We start from the raw sequence: 25,853 nt of genomic DNA, 5'->3' as shown, positions 1-25,853 counted from the left end.
GAAGTCTCCTCCCGTGCGGGAAAGTGGGTTGGCACGTACCCCGGCGGGACCGGGAGGAGCGGGAGAGGGAAGGTGACCAGCAAACCGACCGAGCAGATCGCGGCGGAACGCGACGAGACCGGTGGCAACGAGGGTCCGGCGGACCAGGGGCTCGTCGCGGGAGCCGTCCTGGACCACGGCCGATACCGACTCCTCGCGCAGGTCGGTTCGGATGCCCGGTGCGACGCGCAGCTCTGGCGCGCCAAGGACGGCGTGCTGGGTCGCGACGTCGCGCTGACGATCCTGGTGGGGGACCGCTCCGATTCCGAGTCCGCGACGAACGCGCGCCGCACCTTGGAACGCGCGATGCACGCGAGCACGTTCAACCACCTCGGCGTGGCGCGGGTGCTCGACGTCGTCACACCGTCGACGGGGGATCCGACCGGCGTGCTCGGCGTGGTGATCGCCGAGTGGACGCACGGGACCGACCTGCTGGACCTGGTGGCCGAGGGGCCGCTGCCGCCCGGCACCGCGGCGCGGCTGCTGCAGCCGCTGGCCGCCGCGGTGGAGGCGGCGCACCACGCGGGCCTGGTCCTCGGCGCGGACCACCCGCAGCGCATCCGGATCACCCCCGAGGGCGAGATCCGGATGGCGTTCCCGGGCCCGATGGCGCAGGCGAGCTCCAGCGACGACGTGCGCGGTCTCGGTGCCGCGCTGTACCTGCTGCTCACCGGCCGGTGGGCGCTGGGCAACCCGCCGGAGAACCTGCCCAGCGCGCCGACCGGACCGGACGGCACCGTGGTCGCGCCGCGCACGCTGCGGCCGACCGTGCCGATGGAGCTGTCGACCGTCGCGGTGCGCGCCCTGGGGAACCCGGATTCCACCGGGACGACCGGCGGCGTGCGCACCGGGGCGGCGGTGCTGCGGGTGCTGGAGCAGCACGCCACCTACGAACCCGCGCCGAACACCGGGCAGGCCGGTGCCGCCTCCGCCGGGGAGACCGGCGAGGTGTGGCGGCGCGAGGACCCCAAGCCGGACCGCACCAAGCGGCGCAAGCTGATGGTCAGCCTCGGCGTGCTGTCGGTGGCCACGCTGCTGGTGGTGAGCTGGATCGCGGTGCAGCTGATCGGCGCGTTCACCGAGGGCCCCACCGGCGACACCCGCACGCTCGACACCAACGGCGATCCGACGCAGCCGCCGCAGCAGGTCCCGGCGACGAAGGTGGACATCACCGGCGTCGTCCAGTTCAGCGCCAACGGCTCGCCGGACAACCCGAACAGCGTCGCCTACCTCGCCGACGGCGACCCGAACACCGACTGGGGGACCTCCCGCTACAACCAGCAGCTCGGTCCGGGCGGGATCAGCGACGGCACCGGCGCGGTGCTGAGCTTCGGCCAGCCGACCTCGCTGCGCCAGCTCGTGATCGACTCGCCGAGCGCGGGGGCCACGGTCCAGGTGCGCACCATCTCCGGGCAGCCGAGCATGCAGTCCGGCGAGGTGATCGGGGAGGCGACGCTGGAGGCGGGCGAGACGCCGATCCAGCTCCGCTCCGCTCAGCCCGTGGAGCAGGTGCTGGTGGTGATCACCCAGCTGGTGCCCTCCGAGGGCGGGTTCTCCTCCAGCATCAACGAGGTGTCGGTGCTCGGCTCCGCCACCTGAGGACGTTCCCCGGCGGGCCGGTGATCCACGAGGTCACCGGCCCGTCGTCGTACCGGGGCGCCGGGGGAGATCAGCGTCGGGCGTGTTCGACTTTTCACGTTCAGTACAGTGCTGAACCGTGTCTGTTCCCGCCAGCTCGGACGCCGAGCTCATCGCGGCGCACACCAGCGGAGATCCGAACGCGTTCTCCGAGCTCTTCCGCAGGCATCGGGATCGGCTCTGGGCGGTGGCGCTGCGCACCATGCGCGACCACGAAGAGGCGGCCGATGCACTGCAGGACGCGATGATCTCGGCGTTCCGCAACGCTTCTTCGTTCCGCGCCGAATCGCAGGTCACCACGTGGCTGCACCGGATCGTGGTGAACGCCTGCCTGGACCGCATCCGCCGCCGCCAGGCGCGCCCCACCGTTCCGCTACCGGACACCGGCCCGGCCGAACCGGCCGTGCCCCGCGACGCCATCGCCGAGCAGGACACCCGGATGGTCGTCCAGGACGCCCTGGCCGAGCTCCCCGAGGAGCAGCGCGCGCCCATCGTGCTGGTCGACGTCGAGGGCTACTCGGTGGCGGAGACCGCGACGATCCTCGGCGTCGCCGAAGGCACCATCAAGAGCCGGTGCGCACGCGGCCGGGTCAAGCTCGCCAAACTTCTGGGACATCTGCGGAACGCCAGTGCAGATGCGAACGTCCCAGATGACGCGATGGCCATGCGTCGACGGGAGGGACGATGAGTGGCGAGGAACGGCGCGCTGGAGCGCCGCAGGGGCCACCCTGGTCCCAGGACCTGCTGGCCGATCTCCACGCCGGCGCGCTGGACCGGGACACCGCGGACGCGCTGCGGGTCCAGGTGCGCGAGGACCCCGACGCCCGCCAGGTGCTCGCGGCCCTGGAGGCGGCCGAAGCCGGCCTGGCCGGGCTCCGCGCCGACCTCGCGCACCCGCCGCCGCTGAGCATCCCGGACGACGTCGCGGCGCGGATCGACGAAGCGCTGGAGAACGAGGTCCGGAACTGGTCCCGGCCCGCCCCGGAGCAGGGCCCGCCCGCCGAGGTGGTCGACTTCGCCGCGGCCCGGCGCCGCAGACGGCGGGGGATCACCGCCGGTGCCGGGCTGCTCGGCGTCGCGGCGGCCGCCGTCGCGGTGTTCTCGCTGGTCCCGACCGGTGACGACACCGATCGCACGGCCGCACCGCCGCCCGTCCCGCCGCCCGCCGCCGGCGGACCGCCTCCGCTGGCGCTGGGCGGCGGCCAGGTGTCGCTGACCGGGGCGCAGTTCGCCGACGTGCTCGGCACCGAGCAGTACGGCGCGCTGGCCGACCCGCAACGCCTGCTCGGCTGCCTGCAGGCCAACGGGGTGACCAGCGGTCGGCCGATGGGCGCCCGCGAGATCACCCTCGACGGACGTCCGGCCCAGCTCCTCGTGCTCCCGACCGGTCAGATCGGGCAGTTCCGGCTGCTCGCGGTCGGCCCCGACTGCGGCCCGGACAACCCGGCCACCCTCTCCGACACCACCTTCGGCGGCGGCTGATCGGCACCCGCCACCGGCCGCCCGCCACCGCGACTCGCCGGTGCACCCGGAAGGCTTCTGAGCGAGGGGCACCTCCATCCGACCACGCCGGATGGAGGTGCCCCTCGCCCGGTTCCGGAACGGGTGGTGGGCCGGTGTGTTCGACGCGCGGCGGTGCGCGGCCCGCGGGGGTGGCCGGGGTCAGGCCTTCGGGTTCCGGTGGGTGGGACGTCCCACTGGCCCCGGTGATCGGGAACAGAGCCGAATAGGATCGCGTTACCCCAGTACGGTCGCGCGGCGAGCGCGCGAGGGGCACGTGACGACGGAAAGGCACGCGGTGACTGACGACGTTCGCAACGTGATCATCGTGGGCTCCGGGCCCGCCGGGTACACCGCCGCGGTGTACGCCGCCCGGGCCGAGCTGCAACCCCTGGTGTTCGAGGGGACCCAGTTCGGCGGTGCGCTGATGACCACCACCGACGTGGAGAACTACCCGGGTTTCCGCGAGGGCATCATGGGCCCGGACCTGATGGACCAGATGCGCCAGCAGGCGGAGCGGTTCGGCGCCGAGCTGCGCGCGGAGGACGTCGAGCGGCTCGACCTGGCCGGTGACGTCAAGACCGTGCTGGCCAACGGCGTGGAGTACCGCGCGAAGGCGGTCATCCTGGCGATGGGCGCGGCGGCCCGCTACCTGGGCGTGCCGGGCGAGGAGGCGCTGCTCGGACGCGGCGTCTCGGCCTGCGCGACCTGCGACGGCTTCTTCTTCCGCGACCAGGACATCGCGGTGGTCGGCGGCGGCGACTCGGCGATGGAGGAGGCGACGTTCCTGACCCGGTTCGCCCGGTCGGTGACGATCATCCACCGCCGCGACGAGTTCCGCGCCTCGCGCATCATGCTGGACCGGGCCCGCGCCAACGACAAGATCCAGTGGCGGACGAACGCCCAGGTCAGCCAGGTGATCGGGGACGGCACCGTGCAGGGCCTGGAGCTGGCCGACACCACCACCGGCGAGACCTCGCGGCTGGACGTGTCCGGCATGTTCGTCGCCATCGGCCACGACCCGCGCAGCGAGCTGGTGCGCGGCCAGGTCGAGCTCGACGAGGAGGGCTACGTCGGCGTCCAGCACCCGACCACCCACACCGGCGTCCCCGGCGTGTTCGCCGCCGGTGACCTGGTCGACAGCACCTACCGGCAGGCCGTCACCGCCGCCGGCTCCGGCTGCTCGGCGGCGATCGACGCCGAGCGCTGGCTGGCCGAGCAGGAGGCCTCCGGCGTCGCCGAGGTCGCGCCCGAGCTCGTCGGCGGCGGCTACGGCCCCGGCACGAACTGACCCACCCACCGGGAAGAGGAGCAAACACATGGCAGGCACGCCCGTCGAGGTCAACGCCGAGAACTTCGACACCGAGGTGATCAAGAGCGACAAGCCGGTCCTGGTGGACTTCTGGGCCACCTGGTGCGGCCCGTGCAAGATGGTCGCCCCGGTGCTGGAGGAGATCGCCGCGGAGAATCCGGAGGCGATCAAGATCGCGAAGCTGGACATCGACAAGAACCCGTCCTTGCAGCGCGACTACCAGGTCATGTCGGTGCCGACGCTGCTGCTGTTCCACAACGGCGAGCCCGTCAAGCAGATCGTCGGGGCCAAGCCGAAGGCCGCCCTGCTGTCCGATCTGTCCGAGTACCTGTGAATTCGGCCTCTCCCTGAGGCAACCGACTAACACGGCCCCGCCGTCCACACGATGACACGTGTGACGGCGGGGCCGTGTTTTCGCGCACAGGGCCCGTTCCGCTGAGATCGCCCAGGCACCGCACGTCTGCGCACGTCCGCGCGGTACGCGTGGGCCGCGACGCCAGGTCCGGGCGGGCAAGGCACAATACCCGGTGGGTTCGGGGTAGTTCTCCCGAATCGCAGTCAGCGGACACCGGGGGAGTCCCGAAACGTTCGCGTCGGAGCCACCCCGGCGCCTGAATCGAGCGAGGAGTGCATGCAGCTACTCCACCGCGGTGACGTCGGTCCGGCCGTTGCCGAGATCAGGAACACCCTTGCTGCGCTGGGACTGCTCCCGGCCGCCAACGGCAGGCCGGGGCCCGCGGTCTTCGACGCGGCGGTGGAACACGCGGTCCGGGGCTTCCAGCAACAGCGGGGCCTGATCACCGACGGCGTGGTGGGTCCGGCGACCTACCGCGCGCTCACCGACGCCCGGTGGCGCCTCGGCGACCGCTCGCTGGCCTTCCTCGTCTCCCGCCCGATCAGCGGCGACGACGTCTTCGCGCTCCAGGAACGGCTGCTGGAACTCGGCTACGACGCCGGCCGCCCGGACGGCATCTTCGGCCGGGAGACCGACCTGGCGCTGCGCAACTTCCAGCGCGACTGCGGCCTGAACGCCGACGGCATCTGCGGCCCGGACACCCTGCGCACGTTCCGCCAGCTCGCGCCGAAGGTGCGCGGCGGCCGACCCGTCTTCCTGCGCGAGCAGGAGAAGGTCCGCCGGGCGGGCCCGCGGCTGCGCGGCAAGCGGATCGTGATCGATCCCGGGCACGGCGGACCGGACCGCGGCGCCCGGGTCGGCAACGTGTGCGAATCCGACCTCACCTGGGACCTGGCGCGCCGGCTGGAAGGCCGGATGGTCGCCACCGGGATGGAAGCGCTGATCACCCGCGGCCCGCACTCCTGCCCGGCGGACGCCGAGCGCGCGGGGCTGGCCAACGAGGCCGGCGCCGACATGTTCCTGTCGCTGCACATCGACGCCAACCGCTCGCCGGAGGCCCAGGGCGTCGCGAGCTTCCACTTCGGCACCGGCAACGGCACCACCTCCACGGTGGGCGAGGCGCTGGCCGGGTTCCTGCAGCGGGAGATCGTCGCCCGCACCGGGATGCTGGACTGCCAGACGCACCCCAAGACCTGGGAGGTGCTGCGCCTGACCCGGATGCCCGCGGTGCGGATGGAGATCGGCTACCTCACCAACCCGAGGGACCGCGACCGGCTGCTCGACCCCGCCTTCCGGGACGTCGTCGCCGAGGGCCTGCTGGTCGCGGTGAAGCGCCTGTACCTGCTGGGCAAGGACGACCAGCCCACCGGCACCTTCACCTTCGACGACCTGCTGAGACACGAGCTAGCCAGAGCAGAAGGCGCCTGAGCTTTTCTTCGGTGAGGCTCTTTTCGCGTAGCGGTGCGGGTGGCGGAACCTCAGGGCTCTTCTCGCTCCGGGCGCCCTTCTTGATGTATTCCAATACACGGCATCAGGGCGTCCTCGCGAGAAGAGCCCTGAGAACCCGCGGCGGTGCAAGCTGCGAGGGTGGGGTAGAGCGGAAGCGGCTTTCGCCGCTTGCCTGACGGTGGGCGGGTGCCGTTGTGGGCGTTCTACCCGTGCTCACCGGAAGACCGCTCGGGTGGGGCGGCTGCTGCGCCACTCGCACCGCCCCGCAAAAAGAGCCTTACCGAAGCAAAGGTTCGGCTGTGGTGATGCTGACCGTGCCTAGCAGCCTCTCCAGGGCCGCCTCGACGTCTTCCTTCCAGGTGATCGCGGTGCGCAGCTCCAGGCGCAGCCTGGGCCACCTCGGGTGGGCGCGGACGGTCTTGAAGCCGACCTGCTGGAGGAACCCGGCGGGGATCACGCAGCCCTCGCCGCTGTCCTGGAGGTCGCCGAACGCCTCGACGGCCTTGACCCCGCGCCGGGTGAGGTCCTTGGCCACGTTCTGCACCAGCACGCGCCCGAACCCGGCGTCCTCGAACTCCGGGACGATCTTGAGCGCGGTGAGCAGCACCGCGTCGGCGCTGACCGGGGCGGTGGGGAAGCTCGCCGCCCGGGGGACCGCGGCCGGCGGGGCGTACATCGCGTACCCGGCCGGAACGCCGTCGACGTGGATGATGCGGCCGCAGGAGCCCCACTCCAGCAGCACGCTGGAGACCCATGCCTCCTTCTCCAGGCCGGTCTCGCCGAACTCCTCGGCCTGCTCCCGGATGTGCGGCGCCAGCTCCCAGTACACGCAGCGGCGGCACCGCGGGGGGAGGTGATCGAGGTTGTCGAGCGTGACGCCCACGACGCGTCGCGACACCTGACCTCCTGGAAGCGCGAGGGGCCCGCGAACTGCGGCTGGTCGTCAGGATAGGCCGCCCACCGGACCCGGGGAAGTTCCGCAGGTCACCGTCCGCTACCCGATGGGGTGAGATGGGTTACCCATCCGCCGCAGCAGGAGTCGTGCGTGACACACCGCGGGGGTCGTGGCGATAAGACCGTTAGAATCGCCCGATCGCAGCCGTCACGCTGCGGTCGCGGCGCACAACCGAACCCCGGAGCGCGAATATGTCCGACGAGCACCAGCCGACCACCCCGCCGGAGAAGCACGGACCGGCGCGCAACCTCGACGCGCACCGGGCGCGCTACGCCCAGCGCACCGCAGGGATGACGGCCTCGGAGGTACGAGCTCTGTTCGCCGTCGCCAACCGCCCCGAGGTGGTCTCGCTGGCCGGCGGCATGCCCAACCTCGCCGCCCTGCCGCTGGACTCGCTGGCCGGCGAGGTCGCCTCGCTGATCGCCCAGGACGGCCAGGGCGCGTTGCAGTACGGCTCGGCGCACGGCGTTCCGGAGCTGCGCGAACAGATCTGCGACGTGATGGCGATGGAGGGCATCAGCGCCCACCCGGACGACGTGATGGTCACCGTCGGCTCGCAGATGGCGCTGGACATGGTCACCCGCATCTTCTGCGACCCGGGCGACGTGGTGCTGGCCGAGGGGCCGTCCTACGTCGGCGCGCTCGGCTCCTTCTCCGCCTACCAGGCCGAGGTCGTGCACGTCGCGATGGACGACGACGGCTTGCAGCCGGAGGCGCTGCGCGAGGCCATCGGGAACGTGACGGCCCGGGGCGGGCGGATCAAGTTCCTCTACACCATCCCGAACTTCCACAACCCGGGCGGCGTGACGATGGCGCTGAACCGGCGCGCCGAGGTGCTGGAGATCTGCGCTCAGCACGGCATCCTCGTGGTGGAGGACAACCCGTACGGGCTGCTCGGCTTCGACGGGCAGGTCTACCCGCCGCTGCGCAGCCTCGACGCGGACAACGTGGTCTACCTCGGCTCGTTCTCCAAGACCTTCGCCTCGGGCCTGCGGGTGGGCTGGGTGCTGGCCCCGCACGCGGTCCGGGAGAAGCTGGTGCTGGCGGCCGAGTCGGCGACGCTGTGCCCGCCCACGCTGAACCAGATGATCGTGTCCCGCTACCTCACCACGCACGACTGGAAGGGCCAGATCAAGGCCTTCCGCGAGCAGTACCGGGAGCGCCGCGACGCGATGCTCAGCGCCTTGGAGCAGCACATGCCCGAGGGCTGCACCTGGAACACGCCGGACGGGGGCTTCTTCGTGTGGGTCACCGTGCCGGAGGGCATCGACACCAAGGCGATGCTGCCGCGGGCGGTGACCCAGCGCGTGGCCTACGCCTCGGGCACCGGCTTCTACACCGATGGCTTCGGCAGCAGGCAGATGCGGCTGTCCTTCTGCTACCCGACGCCGGAACGCATCCGCGAGGGCGTCCGGCGACTGGCCAACACGCTGACCGAGGAGCGGGAACTGGTCCGCACCTTCGGCAGCATCCCGCAACGCGAGGTGCCCGGCCCGCAGGCACCGTCCCCGGACACCGCCTGAGCGTCCGGGTCCAGGGTCCGTCCGTGCAGTCCACCGCGCCCGCCCGCGCGGTGGACTGCTCGTCTGTCGTCCGTCGAGTAGTAGTAGCTGAGGTGTGCTGAACGTGTCTGATCGCTGGGTTGCCGTGCTGGCCGGGGGCTTGTCGCACGAGCGCGAGGTCTCGTTGCGATCGGGCCGCCGCCTGTCCGCGGCGCTGCGGTCCTCCGGCATGACGGTGGAGGAGTGGGACGCCGACTCACGGCTGCTGGCCCGGATCGAGCAGGAGCGCCCGGAGGCGGTCGTCGTCGCGCTGCACGGCGGCGAGGGCGAGAACGGCGCGGTGCAGAGCGTGCTCGACATGATGGGCGTGCCCTACGTCGGCACCGGCCCGCACGCCTGCCGCCGCGCCTGGGACAAGCCCACCGCGAAGGCCGAGCTGGCCCGCTCCGGCCTGGCCACGCCGGACTGGGTGGTGCTGCCGCACGCGACCTTCCGCGAGCTGGGTGCCCAGGCCGTGCTCGACGCGCTGGTCTCCAAGCTGGGGCTGCCGCTGATGCTCAAGCCCGACCAGGGCGGGTCGGCGCTGGGCGCGCACGTGGTCCGCGATGCGGCGGAGTTGCCCTCGGCGATGGTCGGCGCCCTCTCCTACGGCGACACCGTGCTGGTCGAGAAGTTCATCGAAGGCACCGAGGTGGCGATCACCGTCGTCGACGGGGCGGACGGACCGCAGGCGCTGCCCGCGGTGCAGATCGAGGCCGCGGACGGCGTGTACGACTACACCGCCCGCTACACCGCCGGGCTGACGAGCTACCGCACCCCGGCGGAGCTGCCGCGCGAGGTCGCGACCGCGGCGGGGGAGCTGGCCGTCGCCGCGCACCGGCTGCTCGGCCTGCGCGACCTCTCCCGCACCGACGCGATCATCGACCAGCGCGGCGTGCCGCACTTCCTGGAGGTGAACGTCTCGCCCGGGCTGACCGAGACCTCGCTGCTGCCGATGGCGGTCGAGGCGGCGGACCGCTCGCTGGGCGAGGTCTTCGCCGGGTTGATCGAGCAGGCGATCGCTCGCGACTGAACTGTTCCACGTGAAACATCAGGGGCCGCCTTCCACCGGGAGGCGGCCCCTTCGTCGCTACGCGGTCCGCGGTCGAGACGCGTCGTCCGGAAAACCACTACTGAACGTCACCGTCACCGTGACGAAAGACGTCGGTGTCATAGATCGTGGTCTTCATCGGCCTGATCGCCCAAGATCACCATCGCCAGCCGTTCCAGATCGTCCACCGAGCCGAACTCGACGACGATCCGTCCCTTGCGCTGGCCCCGCTCCACCTTCACCCGGGTGTCGAGCCGATCGGAGAGCCGGTTCGCCAGTCCGTCGAAGTCGGGGGAGTCGGGCTCGGGCTTCTTCGCCGGGGCCTTCTTCTTGGCCGGGGCTTCGCCCTTCTTGAGGGTGACTTCCTCCTCGGTCGCCCGGACCGACAGCCCTTCCTTGACGACGCGGCCGGCCAGCTCCTCTTGGCCGTCCGGATCGCTCAGCCCGAGCAGCGCCCGGGCGTGCCCGGCGGTGAGCACGCCGACCGCGACCCGCCGCTGCACCATGACCGGCAGCCGGAGCAGCCGGATGGTGTTGGTGATGACCGAGCGGGACCGGCCGAGCCGGTCCGCGAGCTCGTCGTGCGTCACCCCGAACTCGTCCAGCAACTGCTGGTACGCCGCCGCCTCCTCGAGCGGGTTGAGCTGGACCCGGTGGATGTTCTCCAGCAGCGCGTCGCGCAGCAGGTCGTCGTCCTGGGTCTCGCGCACGATCGCCGGGATCACGTCGAGCCCGGCCTGCTGCGACGCCCGCCAGCGGCGCTCGCCCATGATGAGTTCGAACGCCTCGGGCGCGATCTCGCGCACGACGATCGGCTGCATCAGCCCGAACTCGCGGATCGAGTGCTCCAGCTCGGCCAGCGCGGCCTCGTCGAAGACCTGCCGCGGCTGGCGCGGGTTGGGCGTGATGGCCGCGACCGGGATCTCCCGGTACACGGCCCCCGCGACCTCACCGCCGGACGTTTCACGTGAAACCGGAGCCGCCTCGGCGGTCGGCGCCGACGCCCCCTCGCCGAAACGCGGACCGTCCGCCCCGCCACCGCGCAGAACCGGGGTCTCGGCGCCCTGCTGCGGGCCGCTGGGGATCAGCGCGGCCAGGCCGCGCCCCAATCCGCCTCGACGCTCGGTCATGCCGTCTTCCTTTCCGCCCCGCGTTCCGCGATCTCGCGAGCGGCGTCGAGGTAGCTCATCGAGCCGCGCGAGCCGGGATCGTAGGTCAGCACCGTCTGCCCGAAGCCCGGGGCCTCGGAGATCTTCACGCTGCGCGGGATGACCGTCCGCAGCGCCAGGTCGCCGAAGTGACCGCGCACCTCCGCGGTGACCTGGTCGGCCAGCTTGGTGCGCCCGTCGTACATGGTCAGCAGAACCGTCGACACCCACAGCGAGGGGTTCAGGTGCGCCTGGACCAGCTCGATGTTGCGCAGGAGCTGCCCCAGCCCCTCCAGCGCGTAGTACTCGCACTGGATCGGGATCAGCACCTCGTGCGCGGCGACCATCGCGTTCACCGTGAGCAGGCCCAGCGACGGCGGGCAGTCGATGAGGACGTAGTCGGGCGCGAGCTCGTCCATCGCCGGCGAGTTCAGCGCCTCCTTGAGCCGCCCCTCGCGGGCGACCATCGTGACCAACTCGATCTCCGACCCGGCCAGGTCGATCGTCGCGGGCACGCACCACAGGTTGGGGGACTGGGTGCTCTGGCCCGCGGCGTCGACCACGCTCATCTCGCCGAGCAGCACCTCGTACACCGAGGGCGTGCCCGCACGGTGCTCCACGCCGAGCGCGGTGCTCGCGTTCCCCTGCGGGTCGAGGTCGATGACGAGCACCGTGAGCCCGTGCAGCGCGAGCCCGGCCGCGAGGTTCACCGTGCTGGTCGTCTTGCCGACGCCGCCCTTCTGGTTGGCGACGGTCATGATCCGCCTGCGCTCGGGGCGGGGGAGTTGCAACGCCTCGGGGTGCAGCACGCTGGTCGCCCGCTGCGCCTCCTCCATGATCGGGGTCCAGCCGATGTCGTCGGCGGCACCGAGACCGCCGACCGCACCGTCACCGCCGGTGCTGGGGAAGCGCATCCCCCCGACCGACCTGGTTTCACGTGAAACACGACCCGCTCCGTTTGGATTCACCGTCCACGATCCTTCCTCGGCCGACGTCCGCCGTCGCGACGCCGGGCGGAGGCGTTCGCCGCCACCCGTTCGACCACGACGACCGTTGTCGGCACGTCGAGCACACCGTCACCGCACGAGACCACTTCGCCCCGGTCGCCTCCGACCGCGGCGATGGCTGCCGCGTCCCGCTCCAGTTCCTCGGCCGCCGACTCGCCCTTCATCGCGAGCAGCCGGCCACCGGGGCGCAGCAGGGGGATGCACCACTTGGCGAGCCGTTCCATCGGCGCCACGGCACGGGCGGTCACGACGTCGTGATCCGCCAGTCGCGTGCGCACCGGTCCTTCCTCGGCGCGACCGCGCACCACCTCGACGCTGAGGTCCAACTCGGTGATGACTTCCTGCAACCACGTCACCCGTCGAGCCATCGGTTCCAACAGGGTCAGGTGGAGATCCGGGCGGGCGATCGCCAACGGGATGCCCGGCAGCCCCGCCCCAGAGCCTACGTCGATCACCCCGCACTCCGCTGGGAGCAACTCCGCAACAACTGCGGAGTTCAGCACATGTCGCTCCCAGAGGCGTCCCGCTTCGCGCGGACCGATCAGTCCGCGGCGCACGCCCTCCTCCCGAAGCCGCGCCACGAACCGCTCCGCGAGCTCCACCCGATCGCCGAACACGTCTCCAGCCGCCGCAGGCACCTGCTCCGGCTCACCTTCCGCTGCGGTCACTGCCTCTACCCCGATGTCGATGTTCCACGTGAAACACGTCCGCGCGGACGTGCCACCCCAGCCTGCCGGATCACGTCCGGAGCACTCGCGGCAACCCGCCGATGTTCCACGTGAAACAACGGTGCCCCCGGCCGAGCATCGACCGGGGGCACCGCAGGCTGGGGGAGAGGGGTCAGCCCTTGAGCACGACCACCTTGCGGTTCGGCTCCTCGCCCTCGCTCTCGCTCCGCACGCCGTCCACCGCGGCGACCGCGTCGTGGATGATCTTGCGCTCGAACGGGGTCATCGGCCGCAGCCGCGCCTCCTCGCCGGTCTCCAGGACGGTCTGCGCGGTGGAGCGGCCGAGCTCGGTGAGCTCCGCGCGGCGGTCGGCCCGCCACCCGGCGACGTCGAGCATGAGCCTGCTGCGGACGCCGGTGTCCTGCTGCACCGCGAGCCGGGTCAGCTCCTGGAGGGCTTCGAGCACCTGGCCGCGGTTGCCGACCAGCTTCTCCAGATCGCTCCCACCGTCGATGCTCACCACCGCACGGCCGGCCTCGACGTCGAGGTCGATGTCGCCGTCGAAGTCGAGGAGGTCGAGCAGGCGTTCGAGGTAGTCGCCCGCGATGTCGCCTTCCTGGACCAGCAGCGACTCGGTGTTCGACTCGCCCTGTTCGGGAGCCTCCGACTCGGCGGCCTCCGCGTCGGTCTGCTCGGCGTCAGTCTGTTCCGGGGCCTCCGGCTCGACCGGTGCCTCGGTGACCTGGCTCGGCTCCTGCACGGTTTCGGACACTAGGTGTCTCCTCTCCACGGGGTCGCGCGCGGTTACCGGGTCTCGCCCGGCTTGTCCGCGTCGCGGGAACGGTCTTCGATCACCCCGGGGGTCTCACCGGGTTGGTCCTGTGCGGCCTCGGCCCGCTCCGACGGCGCCGTCCGCGGCGTCTCAGCATCGGAGTCGGTGGCCGGAGCGGCGTCGATCTGCTGCGGCGTCCCGGTCCGCTGCGCCGGATCGGCCTCGCCGGCGGCGGGGGAGTCCTCCCGCTCGGCCGTCACCACCGTCGACTCGACGACGGTGGTGGACTCGGCCTGCTTCGCCGCTTCCTCCCGGTCGATCCGGCCGAACACCACGCGCTGCTGGCCCAGCGTCCAGAAGTTGTTCGCCAGCCAGTAGAGCAGGATCGCCAGCGGCAGGAACGGACCACCGATGATGGCGAACATCGGGAAGATCCACAGCGTCATCCGGTTCATCATCTGCGCCTGCGGGTTGTCCGCCTGCTCGGCGGTCTGCCGCTGCACCGAGTGCCGGGCGGTGAAGTGGGTGGCGATCGCGGCGGCGATCATCAGCGGGATGCCGACCAGCAGCATGTGGAACCGGTCGGTGTCGAAGTTCGCCAGGACCTCGGCGGGCTGCACGATGTGGTTCGACAGCTTGGCGCCGAACAGGTCCGCCGCCACGAAGGAGGCGACCTCGTCGGCGTTGAACACGAAGTTCGAGGGCGCCCCCGGCTTGAAGCCGTTGAGCACGTGGAACAGGCCGAACAGCACCGGGATCTGCACCAGCATCGGCAAGCAGCCGCCCAGCGGGTTGAACCCCTGTTCGAGCTGGAGCTTCTGCATCTCCCGCGCGAGCTTCTCGCGGTCGTCGCCGTGCTGGGCCTGGAGCTCGCGGATCTTCGGCGCGAACTCCTGCATCTTGCGCATCGCGCGCACCTGGTGCACGAACGGCTTGAACAGCAGGGCGCGCAGGGTGAAGACGAGGAAGATGATCGACAGCGCCCAGGCGTACCCGCTCGCCGGGTCGAGGAGGAAGCCGAACACCTTGTGCCAGAACCACAGGATGGCCGACACCGGGTAGTAGATGAAGTCCAGCAAAGCGGGCTACTCCTGGGTCTCGGATGCGGTTGATCCCCCGGTCCGGTCCGCGGGTCCGCGCGCCGGGGGGACGGGGTCCAGGCCGCCGGGGTGCCAGGGACCGCAGCGCAGCAGGCGGCGCGCGGCCAGCCAACCGCCGCGCAGCGCGCCGTGCGCGGTGAGCGCCTCCACCGCGTACGCGCTGCAGGTCGGGTAGAACCGGCAGGTCGGCGGGAGCAGCGGCGAGATCACCTTGCGGTAGACGTGGACCGGCCCCAGCAGCACCCGGGCCATCGGGCTCGGCCGGGCAGCCGAGGGGGCGGAGTCCTTCGTCATCGCAGCCTTCGCAGCGCAGCATCGAGGTCCGCGCCGAGTTCGCGACTGGACGCGGTCGCCGCCGGTGGCAGCGCGCGGACCACCACCAGTGTGCCAGGCGCCACGGCGTCGAGGCGGTCGCGCAGGAGGTGCCGCAGCCGTCGGGTCACCTGGTGCCGCACCACGGCGTTGCCCACGGCTTTGCTCACGACAAAACCCACCCGGGTCGAGACCCTCGAGTCCCGGGTGGGTGCCGTATTCAGCTCGGCTTCCAGCGACGTCTGCTGCCCCGACGTCACCGCGTCCGGCCGCAGCGCGTGGACGACCAGGCGTGGACGACCGGCCCGGCGGCCCCGACGGACCACCAACCGGAACTCCTCGCTGCTGGTCAGCCGGGCTGCCGCGGGAAGCACGGCGGCGCGATCAGGCAGACAGGCGAGCGCGACCCCGGCGACGACGGGCGGCCACGATGGCCCGCCCCGCCCGGGTGCGCATGCGCAGCCGGAACCCGTGCTTCCTCGCGCGGCGGCGGTTGTTCGGCTGGAAAGTGCGCTTGCCCTTGCTCACGGTCGGATCTCCCGGTTACTACAGGCGCGTTGACCCTCGTGGGCCACGGTTCGGTCAGGTATCCCCGTCTCGACGAAGCCGCATCCGCTGCGCGCCGGTCGTGCGATCGCCGGCACGAGCCGAGCGGGTGCACGAACACCGGCCACCAGGCGCAGTGACACGCCCGCTCGTCAAAGCGGGGGACTGCACGAGAATACGCACCGCACACGTGGCGCTCACAACCGGGGGCGCCACGACCGGGCTACCGAGTCGATCTCAGCCTGCCACATGCCGATCATGGCCCTACAGTCAGCGGGGTGTGCTTGTGAGCGGCAGGACAGCTTGTTAGCGTGCCCCTCTGCGTTGCGCGACCCGGTGGTGGGAGCACCGGGTTCGACGGGGGACGACCGAGCTGACCTCGGTGGCAGCGGAATCTCGGGGGTCCGGCTGATCACCGGGGCGCGCTGCCGTACCTTCATACACAGGCTGTGGACAACTCTGTGGACAGCTCGTCGAACAGAAGTTCAACCACGTCCGGTATCACCCGTCCCAGCGTCCGACGCCGTGGCCGGAACGTCGGTCCGCGGGGAAGCCGAGCGCGAACGAGGGGAGGGGAGCACAGCGGTGTCCGACCACCAAGCGGATCTCGTCCGGGTCTGGGACGAGGTGGTCCAGGAGCTGTCCTCCGGCACGCTCTCCCCGCAGCAACGCGCGTGGATGCGGGTGACCCGCCCGATCGGCCTGCTCGACGGTACCGCACTGCTCGCCGCGCCCAGCGACTTCGCCAAGGAGGCCATCGAGCGCGCGCTGCGGGACCCCATCACCGACGCGCTCTCCCGCCGCCTCGGCCGCGACGTCTCCCTCGCCGTGAAGGTCGACGCGACCACCCCCGGCCCGACCCGGCCGGTCGCCGCGCCGGGCGGCCCCGAGGTCTGGACGCCGCCGCGCGCGTCCGAGCCGCCGGCGCCACCCCTGCCGCAGAGCGGTCTGGGCCGCGCGCAACCGGCGTGGCCGGAGTCCTACTCCGGGGACAAGTACGTCCCCGAGAAGAACTACGGGACCGAGGGCTTCCCCGCCGACAAGTACGTCCCGGACAAGTACGTGCCCGACAAGTACGGCACCGAGGCGTTCGGCTCGGAGTCCTTCGGCCCCACCGCGCACACCGGCTCGATCCCGGCGATCACCGCCGACCACCCGTGGCGCCCCTCGGAGCCCAAGCAGCAGGACCTCGACTTCCCGACCACCGAGTTCAAGTGGCCCGGCGGTGAGATCCCGCAGCTCCCGGAGGCCGACGCCGAACCGGAGGACGAGCCGGACGAGGAGCCGGAGCAGGCCCAGCAGCAGGCCCAGCAGCAGGCCGAGTCCTGGCCGTCGTTCAACCGGGGCAGCGGCGAGCCGCAGGGGCAGGGCCAGCCGTTCACCGCGCCGAAGCACGCGCCGCCGACCTCGCAGACCAGGCTGAACGCGAAGTACACCTTCGACACCTTCGTGATCGGCTCGTCGAACCGCTTCGCGCACGCCGCCGCGGTCGCCGCCGCCGAGGCCCCGGCCCGCGCGTACAACCCGCTGTTCATCTGGGGCGAGTCCGGGCTCGGCAAGACGCACCTGCTGCACGCCGTCGGGCACTACACGCAGCGGCTGTTCCCGGGGATGCGGGTGCGCTACGTCTCCACCGAGGAGTTCACCAACGACTTCATCAACTCGCTGCGCGACGACCGGCAGGTCGCGTTCCAGCGGCGGTACCGCGACGTCGACGTGCTCCTGGTCGACGACATCCAGTTCCTCGAAGGCAAGGAAGGTACCCAGGAGGAGTTCTTCCACACCTTCAACACGCTGCACAACTCCAACAAGCAGATCGTCGTCTCCTCGGACCGCCCGCCGAAGGCGCTGCGGACCCTGGAGGACCGGCTGCGCACCCGGTTCGAGTGGGGGCTGATCACCGACATCCAGCCGCCGGAGCTGGAGACGCGGATCGCCATCCTGCGCAAGAAGGCCGCGCAGGACCGGATGAACGCGCCCGCCGACGTGCTGGAGTTCATCGCGTCCCGGATCGAGCGCAACATCCGCGAGCTGGAGGGCGCGCTGATCCGGGTGACCGCGTTCGCCTCGCTGAACCGGCAGCCGGTGGAGCTCCAGCTCGCCGAGATCGTGCTGCGCGACCTCATCCCGGACTCGCAGGTCCCGGAGATCACCGCGCCGACGATCATGGCGGTCACCGCGGAGTTCTTCGGCGTGACGATCGACGACCTGTGCGGGCCGGGCAAGACCAAGGCGCTGGCGCAGGCCCGGCAGATCGCGATGTACCTGTGCCGCGAGCTGACCGACTCCTCGCTGCCCAAGATCGGCCAGTACTTCGGCGGTCGGGACCACACCACCGTGATGTACGCCGACAAGAAGATCCGCAAGGAGATGGCCGAGCGGCGCCGGGTCTACGACCAGGTGCAGGAGCTCACCGCGCGGATCAAGCAGCAGTCGCGCTGAACCGGCGCACCACCCACCGCGGCGCGCGGGCGGTCGAGCACCGTCCGCGCGCCGGTTCGTCTCCGCACCCCGTCGGCTCGCGTGCGAGCGGGGGAACCTTCCTGTCACCGGTGGCAGCGGGGGAACCTTCCTGGCACCACCGCGGTCTCCGGCGGCACCTGACCTCCGGGCGCGCCCGCCGGGACCTTTCTGCCGGACCACCCCGACGCGACCGGTCCGGTCCGGGAGAAAGGTCCCGGCGCTTCCGGTGCGACCCCGGCCCCGCATCCCGCTGAGCCGACCGGGGCCCCGCTGAGCCCTGCCCGTGCCGCGCCCGGCCCCGGGGGACGGGCGCGGCACGGACGAACCTTTCTGCCGGACCGATGGGGCCGCGCCCCACCCCTCCACCGGAAATATCCGGCCGCTCGCGCGCGCCTCCCAACCCCGCGGCGCACCGCCCGGAAAAGCACCCGAAGTGCCCGGCCGCGCACGGTGCGCGGCCGGGCGAGCGCGCTGCGGGCTCGCGGCGCGCCGATCCGGGCGGATTCTTTTCTGGGAACCGGGTGGCTTTCGCCTCACCCCGCCGGGAGAAAAACGCGCGGTGAAGCCCAGTTGTCCACAGCACCACGATCCACAGCGCTGACCTGGGGTTTTCCCCAGACCATCCACAGGCTGTGCACAGCGCGGAGCGAGCTGCCCACAGGCTGGCGGGGAGTTGAGCACAGCTGGCCCACAGATCCGCCCACAACCCGACCGGGCGACGGGCGGCTATCGACAGGGCCTGGGTACAACTGGGCCTTGAGCTGTGGACAGCGGTGTGGAGAACTCGGCGCGGCTGTGGATGGACCCGAACGGGCCGGAAGTTGTCCACCACCCGCTTGCAGCAGTCCACGATCACATCCCGTGTTCATCCACAGCACGCCGCGCCGTGCGACCTGCGACAACGGCGGTTGTCCCCACAACTCACAGGACCTACTACTACTGCGCTCTTCTCTTCTCCTTCATGAAAAAAGAGAACAGAAGTAGGGCAGCGGCGAATCGGTGGATAACTCGCTTGCGAGCGCCCGGCGGGTGCGGCGGACCCGGATGCGGAGATCGGGGAAGACGCTCTACGGTGGAACTCCCGTGAGGACCGCTCCGCAGGTTCTCCGCTCCGCGGCACGGGGCAACGCGTCCGTCCGTGACGCCTGAAGCAGACCGACCCCCGATGAGCTGCTTCCAGCGAGTTCTCGGCAGCTTCAGCTATGGCTGGAACCGAAAGGACATCCATGAAGATCCGCGTGGAACGTGACGGTCTCGCCGATGCCGTCGCCTGGGTCGCGCGCAGCCTGCCGTCGCGCCCACCGGTCCCGGTGCTGGGCGGAGTGCTGCTCGACGCGAGTTCCGGCGAAGCGCTGACCATCTCCGGCTTCGACTACGAGGTCTCCGCCCAGGTGACCGTCGAGGCCTCGATCGACTCGACCGGCCGCACCCTGGTCTCGGGCCGGTTGCTCGCCGACATCACCAAGGCCCTGCCGCCCCGACCCGTCGAGCTCACTGTGGACGGTGCCCGGGTCACGATCACCTGCGGCAGCTCGCGGTTCTCCCTGCCGACGATGCCGGTGGAGGACTACCCGGAACTGCCCGCGATGCCCGAGCACGCCGGCTCGGTGCCCGGCGACCTGCTCGGCGAAGCCGTCGCCCAGGTCGCGATCGCGGCGGGCAAGGACGACACGCTGCCGATGCTCACCGGCATCCGGGTGGAGATCAACGCCGACAAGCTGACGATGGTGGCCACCGACCGCTTCCGGCTCGCGATGCGCGAGTTCACCTGGGAGCCGGGCACGTCCATCGAGGACACCGCGGTGCTGGTCCCGGCCAAGACGCTGGCCGACTCGGCCAAGACGCTGGGCACCGGCGGCGCCAAGGTGGAGATGTCGCTGGCCTCCGGTGACGGGCTGCTGGGCCTGTCCGGGACCACCCGGCGCAACACCACCCGGCTGCTCGACGCCGAGTTCCCGAAGTACCGGCAGCTGCTGCCCGCGGAGAGCGCCGTCACGGCCAACGTCGAGGTCGGGGCGCTCGCCGACGCGATCAAGCGCGTCTCGCTGGTCGCCGAGCGCGGCACCCAGGTGCGGCTGGAGTTCACCGAGGACGGGCTGCGGCTCACCGCCGGGGGCGACGACGAGGGCAGCGCCGAGGAGGAGCTCCCGGTCGAGCTGGTCGGCGAGCCGCTGACCATCGCGTTCAACCCGGCCTACCTGCTGGACGGGCTGGGGGCGCTGCGCAGCGACCGGGCCCAGCTCCAGTTCACCACGTCGAACCGCCCGGCGCTGCTGAAACCGGTCGGCGAAGATGGACAGGTGGCCGAGGGCTACCTGTACCTGCTGATGCCGGTGCGGTTGCCGGGCTGAGGACTGCTCCCGGAAAGATCCGCGCGGCCGCGGGGAGCGACCTCGGGCGTCGTCCCGGGAACGCTCCCCGCGTCCGGCCCCGCACGGCCACCGCCGCTTCCCGGGAGAGCCCAGACTCGGTCGCGGTCGTCACCACCGCCCGCGACCGGTCACCTCCCAGTGGCCACCCATGCCAGAAATTCGCTTCGCAAAGGGAGATCCGGTGCAACTCGGACTTGTCGGTCTAGGCAAGATGGGCTTCAACATGCGCGAGCGGCTGCGCGCCGCCGGGCACGACATCGTGGGTTACGACCGCAATCAGGACGTCAGCGACGTGGCCTCGATCGACGAGCTGGTGAGCCGGCTGTCCGGCCCGCGGGTGGTGTGGATCATGGTTCCGCACGGCGACCCGACCCGGCAGACCATCGAGCAGCTCGCGGGGCTGCTGGCGGCGGGCGACCTGGTGATCGAGGGCGGCAACTCGAAGTACACCGACGACCAGCGCAACGCCGCCCTGCTCGCCGAGCACGGGATCAAGTACCTCGACGTCGGCGTGTCCGGCGGCGTCTGGGGCGCGGCCAACGGCTACGGCCTGATGGCCGGCGGTGACGCCGAGGACGTCGAGCGCGCGATGCCGATCTTCGACGCGCTGCGGCCGGAGGGCCCGCGCGAGGAGGGCTTCGCGCACGCCGGTCCGGTCGGCGCCGGGCACTACGCCAAGATGGTGCACAACGGCATCGAGTACGGCCTGATGCAGGCCTACGCCGAGGGCTTCGAGCTGCTCGCCGCCTCCGACGTGGTCACCGACGTGCCCGCCACCATCAAGGCGTGGAGCCGGGGCACCGTGGTCCGCTCCTGGCTGCTGGACCTGCTGGTCCGCGCGCTGGAGGAGGACCCGGAGCTGTCCGAGCTGCGCGGCTGGGTCAGCGACTCGGGCGAGGGCCGCTGGACCGTCGAGGAGTCGATCAACAACGCGGTGCCGACCCCGGTGATCACCGCCTCGCTGTTCGCCCGGTTCTCCTCCCGGCAGGACGACTCGCCCGCGATGAAGGCGGTCGCCGCGCTGCGCAACCAGTTCGGCGGGCACAGCGTGCAGAAGTCCGAGGGCTGACGCGAGGGCGCTCCCCGGCGGTGCCCGCCGGGAGGTCGCGTCCTGGTCGCCGCCGTCGACGAGTCGGCTCGTCGACGGCCCGACATGTCGACAAGGCGATGCCTCGACTCGACGTCGCGGTCGCCGGACCGCCCCCGCGGTGGTCCGGCGACCGCCCGCCTCCGCCCCTGCTCCAGGTAGGACCTCCGTGCACGTCCGCCATCTGCAAGTCACCGATTTCCGCTCCTGGCCGCACGCCGACCTCGCGCTCGACCCCGGCCCGTCCGTGCTGGTCGGCGCCAACGGCCAGGGCAAGACGAACCTGGTCGAAGCGGTCGGCTACCTCGCCACGCTCGGCTCCCACCGGGTCGCCCAGGACGCCCCGCTGGTCCGCGACGGCGCGCAGCGGGCGGTGGTGCGCGGCGCCGTGGTGAACGCGGGCCGCGAACTGCTCGTCGAGCTGGAGATCAGCCCCGGCAAGGCCAACCGGGCGCGGATCAACCGCGGCGCGGCGGCCAAGCCGCGCGACGTGCTCGGCATCCTGCGCACGGTGCTGTTCGCCCCGGAGGACCTGGCGATCGTGCGCGGCGATCCGGGGGAGCGCCGCCGGTTCATGGACGACCTGCTGGTGTCCCGGGCCCCCCGCTACGCCGGGTTGCGCGCCGACTACGAGCGGGTGCTGCGGCAGCGCAGCGCGCTGCTGAAGACGGCGGGCGGCGCGCGGCGCGGCGGCGGGTCCGCCGATCTGCGCACCCTGGAGGTCTGGGACGGCCACCTGGCGCGCTTCGGGGCCGAGCTGCTGGCCGGGCGGCTGGACCTGGTCGCCGCCCTCGCCCCCCACGTGACCAGCGCGTACGCCAGCGTGGCGGCGACCGAGGAGGCGACCAGGCCGTCCGGTCGGGTCGCCGACCTGCACTACCGCAGCAGCCTCGGCGACGCGCTGCCCGCCGGGTACGGCGACCCGCTGGGCGAGCGCGCCGATCCGGCGGTGCTGGAGGCGGCGATGCTGGCGGAGCTGGAGCGGGTCCGGTCCCAGGAGATCGAGCGCGGCGTCTCGCTGGTCGGGCCGCACCGCGACGACCTGGAACTGCTGCTCGGCGAGCTGCCCGCCAAGGGCTACGCCAGCCACGGCGAATCGTGGTCGTTCGTGCTGGCGTTGCGGCTGGCTTCCTACCACCTGCTCACCGAGGATGGCGCGGAACCGGTGCTGATCCTCGACGACGTGTTCGCCGAGCTGGACCGCCGCCGCCGGGCGCGACTGGCCGAGCTGGTCGCCGGTGCCGAACAGGTGCTGGTCACCGCGGCGGTCGTGGAGGACGTCCCGGACGAGCTCTCCGGCGCGCGGTTCGACGTGCGCGAAGGCGAGGTGCGACGTGTCCGCTAACCGATCGCGATCGGCGGTTGCACGCAGCGTGACGCCCGCGGGGGCGGATCAGCCGCGACTACCCACATCTGGGGATAACTCTGTGGATGCTGTGGATAACCCGGTGCCATCCGCCGAGGCCGCGGCGGGCTCGGACGGCTCCGCGCTGCGCGGTCCGGACCTCGCGCGGGCCGCGCTCCAGGCCGCCAAGGAGCAGTCCGCAGCGCGCCGGTCCACCGCCCGCAAGGCCCGGGTCGGTCCCGGCCGCCGCAAGCGCCGGGGCTGGTCGGGGGCCCGACCGGACGACCGGGACCCGCAGCCGCTCGGGCGGCTGGCGTCCCGGATCGCCGCCGAGCGGGGGTGGACCGACCAGCTCGCGGGCGGTCAGGTCTTCGCCCGCTGGCCGACGCTGGTGGGCGGGGACATCGCCCAGCACACCCGGCCGGTGGCGCTGAAGGAGGGCGAGCTCACCGTGCAGGCCGAGTCGACCGCGTGGGCCACCCAGCTCCGGCTGCTGCAACGGCAGATCCTCAAGCGGATCGCCGACGGGGTGGGCGGTGACGTGGTGCGCCGGATCAAGGTCCAGGGCCCGGCCGCGCCGAGCTGGCGGCGGGGTCCGCGGCACGTGTCCGGCAGAGGGCCGCGCGACACCTACGGCTGAGCGTGCGGGTGGTGGGTGGTTCTCGCTGTGCGTGGCGGTGCGGGTGGCGGAACCTCAGCGGTGCGAGCTGTGTTGGTGGCCGCAAGCGGCTGCCGCCGCTTCGCGAAAGACGCACAGGAGCAAATTCCACAACGGGAACTCGGGGAGCTGCGGTGCGGGGCGGGCGGGGAGCCGTCCGATCGAGTCGTGGGCTCGCCGATCCGCCCGCGAGGCTGTCGGATGGTGTCCGGGTTCGAGTTATCCGCTCTGTGAGCAAGTCAGGGGTGTCCTTGCCCCGCTTCTGTCGCGGGGGACCAGTAGAATCGTGAACGGGGTGTGGTCGAGACTCACCGACAACGGCCGCGCCCGGGGGTGAGCGGCCCGGTCACCGAGCCGCCCAGGACCAGGTCCGCAGGGACCGGGCCCGCACCGATCAGGACCGGCACCGACCGGGATCCCACCGACCCCGGCCTGCGCCGCCGTCGGAGGGGGCCTGGCCCGCACCCCAGACTGGCATCGTCGGCTCAAGGAGAAATCGAGGCCCGTGGCACCGAAGAAGAGCGACTACAACGCTTCATCCATCACCGTTCTCGAGGGCCTTGAGGCCGTCCGCAAGCGCCCCGGCATGTACATCGGCTCCACCGGCGAGCGCGGGCTGCACCACCTGGTGCAGGAGGTCGTGGACAACTCGGTCGACGAGGCGATGGCCGGGCACGCCACCCGGGTCGAGGTCACCCTGCTGGCCGACGGCGGGGTCCGGGTCGTCGACGACGGCCGCGGCATCCCGGTGGACATGCACCCGGTGGAGCGCAAGCCGACCCTGGAGGTCGTGCTCACCGTGCTGCACGCGGGCGGCAAGTTCGGCGGCGACTCCTACGCGGTCTCCGGTGGTCTGCACGGCGTCGGCGTGTCCGTGGTGAACGCGCTGTCCACCGCGCTGGAGGCCGAGGTCATCCGGGACGGGTACGTGTGGCGGCAGCGCTACGAGGACTCCAAGCCGGTGTCCGAGGTGCAGCGCGGCGAGAAGACCCCCAAGACCGGCACCACGATCACCTTCTGGGCGGACCCGAACGTCTTCGAGACCACCCGGTACAACGCCGAGACGGTGTCCCGCCGGCTGCAGGAGATGGCCTTCCTGAACAAGGGCCTGACCATCGTGCTGCGCGACGAGCGGGTCCCGGAGGAGGACGAGTCGGGCGCGGACGCCAGCGGCACCGCGGCCCGCGCCACCGAGCGGGTCTTCCACTACCCGGGTGGCCTGGAGGACTTCGTCCGGCACATCAACGCCACCAAGGAGCCCATCCACAAGAAGGTCGTGTCGTTCAGCTCCTCCGGCAACGGGCACGACCTGGAGGTCGCCCTCCAGTGGAACTCCGGCTACAACCAGTCGGTCTACACCTTCGCCAACACCATCAACACGCACGAGGGCGGCACCCACGAGGAGGGCTTCCGCTCGGCGCTGACCCGGGTGGTCAACTCCTACGCCAAGGACAAGAAGCTGCTCAAGGACAAGGACGGCAGCCTCACCGGCGACGACGTCCGCGAGGGCCTGGCGGCGATCGTGTCGGTCAAGGTCTCCGAGCCGCAGTTCGAGGGCCAGACCAAGACCAAGCTGGGCAACACCGAGGTCAAGTCGTTCGTGCAGACCACCGCCTTCGAGTGGTTGACCGACTGGTTCGAGCGCAACCCGGCCGACGCCAAGACCATCGTGAACAAGGCGGTCGGCTCGGCGCAGGCCCGGATGGCGGCCCGGCGGGCCAAGGAGCTCGTCCGGCGCAAGAGCGCGATGGACATCGGCGGCCTGCCCGGCAAGCTCAAGGACTGCCAGTCCAACGTCCCCGACGAGTGCGAGCTCTACGTCGTCGAGGGCGACTCGGCGGGCGGTTCGGCCAAGGAGGGCCGGGAGTCCCGGTTCCAGGCGATCCTGCCGCTGCGCGGCAAGATCATCAACGTGGAGAAGTCGCGGATCGACAAGGTCCTCAAGAACGCCGAGGTCCAGGCGATCATCACCGCGCTGGGCACCGGCATCCACGACGAGTTCGACATCTCGAAGCTGCGCTACCACAAGATCGTGCTGATGGCCGACGCCGACGTCGACGGCCAGCACATCCGGACGCTGCTGCTCACCCTGCTGTTCCGCTTCATGCGCCCGCTGATCGAGGCCGGGCACGTGTACCTCGCGCAGCCGCCGCTCTACAAGATCAAGTGGCCGCGGTCGGAACCCGAGTACGCCTACAGCGACCGGGAGCGCGACCAGCTCCTCGAGCGCGGTGCCGCCCAGGGGCGCAAGCTGCCCAAGGAGGAGGGCATCCAGCGCTACAAGGGCCTCGGCGAGATGAACGCCGACGAGCTCTGGGAGACGACCATGAACCCGGACACGCGGCTGCTGATGCAGGTCACGCTCGACGACGCGGCCACCGCCGACGAGCTGTTCAGCGTGCTGATGGGGGAGGACGTCGAGGCGCGGCGCTCGTTCATCACGCGCAACGCCAAGGGCGTCCGCTTCCTCGACGTGTGAGCCCCGCCCGGGGCGGTCGGCGAACCGCCCCGGGCCGCGGTGCCCACCTCCCGAAC

23 protein-coding genes are annotated in these 25,853 nt (G+C 71.6%); 14 read left to right on the top strand and 9 right to left on the bottom strand.

The features are described 5' to 3' along the window. The first annotated feature begins 72 nt into the window (after window positions 1-72). The 6 genes from ABD976_RS09015 (at window position 73) to ABD976_RS08990 (ending at window position 6,272) form a co-directional block, all read left to right on the top strand. Complete coding sequence (locus ABD976_RS09015; RefSeq protein WP_345360171.1) at window positions 73-1,638, top strand: protein kinase family protein; 1,566 nt, start codon at window positions 73-75, stop codon at window positions 1,636-1,638. Between the two features lie 118 nt (window positions 1,639-1,756). Beyond that, window positions 1,757-2,365: an RNA polymerase sigma factor SigM gene (gene sigM / locus ABD976_RS09010; protein WP_345360168.1), complete on the top strand. Its 609-nt coding sequence runs from the start codon at window positions 1,757-1,759 to the stop codon at window positions 2,363-2,365. Then, entirely contained in the window at window positions 2,362-3,159 is a 798-nt protein-coding gene (locus ABD976_RS09005) for a hypothetical protein (RefSeq protein ID WP_345360165.1), read from the top strand. The genes sigM and ABD976_RS09005 overlap by 4 nt, the downstream gene beginning before the upstream one ends. 316 nt (window positions 3,160-3,475) lie before the next feature. Continuing rightward, window positions 3,476-4,468, top strand: a complete 993-nt coding sequence (trxB, locus tag ABD976_RS09000) for a thioredoxin-disulfide reductase (protein ID WP_345360162.1) — start codon at window positions 3,476-3,478, stop codon at window positions 4,466-4,468. 28 nt (window positions 4,469-4,496) lie between these two features. Further along, a complete protein-coding gene (trxA, locus tag ABD976_RS08995) occupies window positions 4,497-4,823 on the top strand; it encodes a thioredoxin (protein WP_345360159.1) in 327 nt (108 codons plus the stop codon). A 297-nt stretch (window positions 4,824-5,120) separates the two neighbouring features. Further along, window positions 5,121-6,272 carry an N-acetylmuramoyl-L-alanine amidase gene (locus ABD976_RS08990; RefSeq protein WP_345360156.1) on the top strand — a complete coding sequence of 384 codons (1,152 nt, stop codon included), beginning with the start codon at window positions 5,121-5,123 and terminating at the stop codon, window positions 6,270-6,272. A 298-nt stretch (window positions 6,273-6,570) separates the two neighbouring features. On the opposite strand, the gene ABD976_RS08985 is transcribed toward ABD976_RS08990, so the two are convergent. Further along, window positions 6,571-7,191 carry a GNAT family N-acetyltransferase gene (locus tag ABD976_RS08985; RefSeq protein WP_345360153.1) on the bottom strand — a complete coding sequence of 207 codons (621 nt, stop codon included), beginning with the start codon at window positions 7,189-7,191 and terminating at the stop codon, window positions 6,571-6,573. A gap of 248 nt (window positions 7,192-7,439) precedes the next feature. Between ABD976_RS08985 and ABD976_RS08980 the strand changes: the two genes are divergently transcribed. Then, on the top strand, window positions 7,440-8,771 hold the full coding sequence (locus ABD976_RS08980) for an aminotransferase-like domain-containing protein (RefSeq protein WP_345360151.1): 1,332 nt from the start codon (window positions 7,440-7,442) through the stop codon (window positions 8,769-8,771). Window positions 8,772-8,874: 103 nt separating this feature from the next. After that, window positions 8,875-9,822 (top strand): D-alanine--D-alanine ligase family protein, encoded by a 948-nt coding sequence (locus tag ABD976_RS08975; RefSeq protein WP_345360148.1) that lies wholly within the window; start codon window positions 8,875-8,877, stop codon window positions 9,820-9,822. A 137-nt stretch (window positions 9,823-9,959) separates the two neighbouring features. Here the strand turns inward: ABD976_RS08975 and ABD976_RS08970 are convergent, their stop codons facing one another. The 8 genes from ABD976_RS08970 to rpmH form a co-directional block, all read right to left on the bottom strand. After that, a complete protein-coding gene (locus ABD976_RS08970; protein WP_345360145.1) occupies window positions 9,960-10,970 on the bottom strand; it encodes a ParB/RepB/Spo0J family partition protein in 1,011 nt (336 codons plus the stop codon). Then, window positions 10,967-11,902, bottom strand: coding sequence for a ParA family protein (locus tag ABD976_RS08965; RefSeq protein ID WP_345360142.1), 936 nt, complete (start codon window positions 11,900-11,902; stop codon window positions 10,967-10,969). The genes ABD976_RS08970 and ABD976_RS08965 overlap by 4 nt, the downstream gene beginning before the upstream one ends. A 50-nt stretch (window positions 11,903-11,952) precedes the next feature. Further along, window positions 11,953-12,663, bottom strand: coding sequence for a 16S rRNA (guanine(527)-N(7))-methyltransferase RsmG (gene rsmG, locus ABD976_RS08960; protein ID WP_345360139.1), 711 nt, complete (start codon window positions 12,661-12,663; stop codon window positions 11,953-11,955). A 172-nt stretch (window positions 12,664-12,835) separates the two neighbouring features. Continuing rightward, complete coding sequence (locus ABD976_RS08955) at window positions 12,836-13,435, bottom strand: Jag family protein (protein ID WP_345360136.1); 600 nt, start codon at window positions 13,433-13,435, stop codon at window positions 12,836-12,838. Window positions 13,436-13,467: 32 nt separating this feature from the next. Beyond that, window positions 13,468-14,514 carry a membrane protein insertase YidC gene (yidC, locus tag ABD976_RS08950; RefSeq protein ID WP_345360133.1) on the bottom strand — a complete coding sequence of 349 codons (1,047 nt, stop codon included), beginning with the start codon at window positions 14,512-14,514 and terminating at the stop codon, window positions 13,468-13,470. A 6-nt stretch (window positions 14,515-14,520) separates the two neighbouring features. Beyond that, the gene (yidD, locus tag ABD976_RS08945; protein ID WP_345360130.1) at window positions 14,521-14,829 is read right to left on the bottom strand and encodes a membrane protein insertion efficiency factor YidD; all 309 of its coding nucleotides are present in this window, start codon (window positions 14,827-14,829) and stop codon (window positions 14,521-14,523) included. Continuing rightward, complete coding sequence (gene rnpA, locus ABD976_RS08940) at window positions 14,826-15,221, bottom strand: ribonuclease P protein component (RefSeq protein ID WP_345360127.1); 396 nt, start codon at window positions 15,219-15,221, stop codon at window positions 14,826-14,828. The genes yidD and rnpA overlap by 4 nt, the downstream gene beginning before the upstream one ends. Window positions 15,222-15,231: 10 nt before the next feature. Then, a complete protein-coding gene (rpmH, locus tag ABD976_RS08935) occupies window positions 15,232-15,375 on the bottom strand; it encodes a 50S ribosomal protein L34 (protein WP_345360124.1) in 144 nt (47 codons plus the stop codon). A 603-nt stretch (window positions 15,376-15,978) separates the two neighbouring features. On the opposite strand from rpmH, the gene dnaA reads away from it, so the two are divergent. From dnaA to gyrB, 6 genes are all read left to right on the top strand, one after another. Beyond that, window positions 15,979-17,835: a chromosomal replication initiator protein DnaA gene (gene dnaA / locus ABD976_RS08930; RefSeq protein ID WP_345360121.1), complete on the top strand. Its 1,857-nt coding sequence runs from the start codon at window positions 15,979-15,981 to the stop codon at window positions 17,833-17,835. A gap of 1,247 nt (window positions 17,836-19,082) precedes the next feature. Then, the gene (gene dnaN / locus ABD976_RS08925; RefSeq protein WP_345360118.1) at window positions 19,083-20,207 is read left to right on the top strand and encodes a DNA polymerase III subunit beta; all 1,125 of its coding nucleotides are present in this window, start codon (window positions 19,083-19,085) and stop codon (window positions 20,205-20,207) included. Window positions 20,208-20,409: 202 nt separating this feature from the next. Next, the gene (gene gnd / locus ABD976_RS08920) at window positions 20,410-21,297 is read left to right on the top strand and encodes a phosphogluconate dehydrogenase (NAD(+)-dependent, decarboxylating) (RefSeq protein WP_345360115.1); all 888 of its coding nucleotides are present in this window, start codon (window positions 20,410-20,412) and stop codon (window positions 21,295-21,297) included. A gap of 187 nt (window positions 21,298-21,484) precedes the next feature. Beyond that, a complete protein-coding gene (recF, locus tag ABD976_RS08915; RefSeq protein WP_345360112.1) occupies window positions 21,485-22,660 on the top strand; it encodes a DNA replication/repair protein RecF in 1,176 nt (391 codons plus the stop codon). A 103-nt stretch (window positions 22,661-22,763) separates the two neighbouring features. After that, window positions 22,764-23,300 (top strand): DciA family protein, encoded by a 537-nt coding sequence (locus ABD976_RS08910; RefSeq protein ID WP_345360109.1) that lies wholly within the window; start codon window positions 22,764-22,766, stop codon window positions 23,298-23,300. 523 nt (window positions 23,301-23,823) lie between these two features. After that, window positions 23,824-25,797, top strand: coding sequence for a DNA topoisomerase (ATP-hydrolyzing) subunit B (gene gyrB / locus ABD976_RS08905; RefSeq protein ID WP_345360107.1), 1,974 nt, complete (start codon window positions 23,824-23,826; stop codon window positions 25,795-25,797). Window positions 25,798-25,853: the final 56 nt, after the last annotated feature.

The organism is Saccharopolyspora cebuensis (genome assembly GCF_039542665.1).
Lineage (GTDB): Bacteria > Actinomycetota > Actinomycetes > Mycobacteriales > Pseudonocardiaceae > Saccharopolyspora > Saccharopolyspora cebuensis.
The sequence above is the reverse complement of the archived record's forward strand: the minus strand, read 5'-3'. Positions and strand labels throughout refer to the sequence as shown.